The sequence below is a fragment of the Coprococcus intestinihominis genome (assembly GCF_040096555.1).
In the GTDB taxonomy this organism is placed as follows: domain Bacteria; phylum Bacillota; class Clostridia; order Lachnospirales; family Lachnospiraceae; genus Coprococcus_A; species Coprococcus_A intestinihominis.
Map to the genome: position 1 here is coordinate 1 of NZ_JBBMEK010000334.1, position 3,012 is coordinate 3,012.

3 protein-coding genes are annotated in these 3,012 nt (G+C 46.7%); all 3 read right to left on the reverse strand.

What is annotated here, in order from left to right; all coding sequences use genetic code 11:
* A partial coding sequence (locus WMO25_RS16675; protein ID WP_349086283.1) for a DNRLRE domain-containing protein occupies positions 1–1,739 on the reverse strand: 1,739 nt, incomplete at its 3' end.
* A 410-nt stretch (positions 1,740–2,149) separates the two neighbouring features.
* Positions 2,150–2,299, reverse strand: a complete 150-nt coding sequence (locus tag WMO25_RS16680) for a hypothetical protein (RefSeq protein ID WP_253058773.1) — start codon at positions 2,297–2,299, stop codon at positions 2,150–2,152.
* 368 nt (positions 2,300–2,667) lie between these two features.
* Positions 2,668–3,012 (reverse strand): tRNA (guanine(46)-N(7))-methyltransferase TrmB (gene trmB / locus WMO25_RS16685; protein ID WP_435384322.1); only part of this gene is annotated, 345 nt, incomplete at its 5' end.

Here is a 3,012-nt window from a genome sequence, read left to right on the forward strand (position 1 = left end):
TCCTTATCCGTCACGGTATATCTGTTGGATGAATCCAGTGTCAGGATACGGGTCTGATCCAGCTCATCCTTCCACTTGCTGTCTGTTGTATCCTTGGCAAAATATCTTCTCGTACCGTCACCGTCAGTCTGGCAGTAATAGTCTGTACTTCCGATCTTCTTCGCCGTCATGGTCTGGTGGTAGTTCAGACGGAAGCCTTTGCCGTAACCGATATCCGCCCCCTGTTCACTGCTGTTGAACACATGGCTCAGGCTGATAGGCGCGCGGCTGCCGGAAAGGGCATAAGTCGGATGCACCAGGATCTGGCTGCCGTTATAATCATTCACATAGCCTGTACCGGCCCTGCCGATATCATGCTGGTGATACGTCCAGAAATCCTCCAGGCCCTCGCAGCTTACGTACTGGATCATGATCTGGGGACGTGTGGCCGCATTATCATCCAGATTGTCATCAGATGAAATGTATTCGTTATACGTACCTTCTTCCTCCCCATGCTCTTTCATCATCAGGCCGTAGTTCTTCCCATCCGCATACCAGTCTTTTACCACACCTGTGATATCAAAGACCAGTCTTGTCAGTCCAGAACCTGAAAAAGCGATATAATCGGCCACTTTCGGGTCGTAAGACGGTTTGTTGTCCCATGTGACAGTCTTACTGTTCCAGTCCTTTGTCACACGGTGGATATCAATGCGGCGCTGGTCTGAACCGCCCGGGCGTCTGATGGCCACATACCAGGCGGATGTCACCATCTCAGAAGCTTTGTTGAGCTGCGGAAGGGTGAACTTCAGGTAGCTTCTGAGGACGGAACCGTCCGCCCTGCCTGTCTTCAGGATATGGCTGTTGTAAAAATTGTCTGTATTGTAGAAAGAAGAGACATGGCAGTCCTGGATCTTATCCCTGGCCACATCTGTTGTCACCACCGGATCGATGACCACCGGATACACTCTTTCTTCTGCCGCAAGCCATCCCGCATCCGCTTCCAGTCTCACATACGCCTCCTTGTTCTTCTCTCCGCCGTCATCTGTCAGGGTCAGTGTCAGGCCGTGGCTCACTTCCCCTGCGGCATCCGTCATATACGGTGCAGACAGTCTGTAAACTTCCCTGTCCCCTGCATCCTCAAAAACGATATCCGCACCTTCCTGTCTGGCCTTTAACCCACCCGGAGCATAGCGCCATGTGAAAGCATGCACTGCGTCTGCCTGCTTTAAGACCAGATCCTCTTTCAGGCTTTCCGGGCCGATGGTGTAACGGATATCTACACCATGGAAGGCTTCCGGATAAAGGATGCGGCTCTTTAAATGTCTGACGGCATAGGCCGCTGTGGGGTCCTTTTCACTGTCTGCCGTATGCTCCAACGCACCGGCACTATCCGGCTGCTGCTCCTCCGTTTCCTTTAAAATCTGGCGTTTCACGGAATTGGCATCCACAAAACCCCATGTGAGCTTTCTGCTGCCCTCTCCCAGTGAAACCATCTGCTTTTTCTTCACCTTGTTGGACAGACGGACTCTGAAGGCCCCTGAAATATTTTCCATATCATCCGCATCAGCCGGCACTTCATCAGCTGCCGCTTCCAGGCGGTTGTCGATCTCTTCCCAATGACCGTCCTTCATGTAATGGACCGGTGTGCCGTAAATGGCCGCTGTAAAACGGTGGTCCGCATGTTCAAACACCTTCATGCAGGCCGTTCTTTTTGAAATAACTTCTTTCATCTCTGTGGTATTCATTAATTCTTTACTCATTGTTCTTTCTCCTTTTTCTTTTGTTCTGTCATATATAAAGTTTCGTGCAAAGATCCGGATATTTGCCATGTCAGCATCACGGCAGCCCCAGCCCGGAATTCCAACTGTATTCTCGAATTTCCAGAAACAGGTTTTCCGCATTGAGTTCTGTTATTCTCAGACACTCTTTCTCACATTCATTCTTACATTTGAAGAATGTCTTATCTAATTTTCTTAGTTTCCGTGATGTTGAGGTTATTATATTCCCATTTTCAGAGATTGTCAATAGATATTTTCTAATTTTTTCAGATTTTTATTCTCTGCATTTTCTCAAAATCCAAGAAATCAAAAAAAGAGACATCCTTTGATATTTTCTCTGTATCTTATACAAAGTCATATCAAAAGATGTCTCTTATATGAAACAACAACTTTTAGCGTGTTTTATCCTTGCCAATATTTTCAATTGTCTTTTTCACTTCTTTATAAGAATCCCCCAACCGTTTCCCGCGCTTCGAAATTTGTTTATGGTCATAAGCAAACAGCACTGCCTTATTCGACATTTTTTGCTTAAAAGAAGCCATGCATCCCCCTTCGGAATTCAAATTTCCTATTACTATCTTATGCCGCAATCTGAAATATCGTTTTCGAAACATTATCTTCTTCTAAACATTATCCAGCACCTAGCGCTTCAAATCCAAAGCGTGCAGTCAAAAACTTCATGAAACAGGATTTGTGAAACACTCAATTCTCGGGTAAACATATAGAAATTCCCCTCTTCACAGCAGGTGCTCCTAACACGTCCGGTACTTAGATGCCGTCCTTTGGCATCTTATGTACCGCTGACAGTGTTAGGCAGTGCGAACGTGCCTGCTGTGAAGAGGGGAATTTTATATGTTTTCGAAAAATCCTGAATGTTTCACAAATCCGTCTAAGGTCTGTTTTCTGCGCTCTATCCTTTTTTTTGCGGATCTCTGTGTGCCACCAGACGACAAATTGGATTGCCCTTGGCTGTAAAGCGCTCCTCATATTCAGTCATAACGTTGCCTTCCGCATATTCACTGTGATGCAGGTCAAACGTATAGTTGTCCAGCTGCCAGCCGGCCACTTCCACCTGCTCCAGTGAAAAATCAAATAACGGACGATTGTCTGTCTTGAAGATCACACGTCCCTCCGGGCAGAGAATCCGATCATATCGTGCCCAGTATTCCTTGGAAGTCAAACGACGTTTAGCATGGCGATCCTTCGGCCATGGATCTGAGAAATTCAAATAAATCCTGCCTACTTCATTCTCATC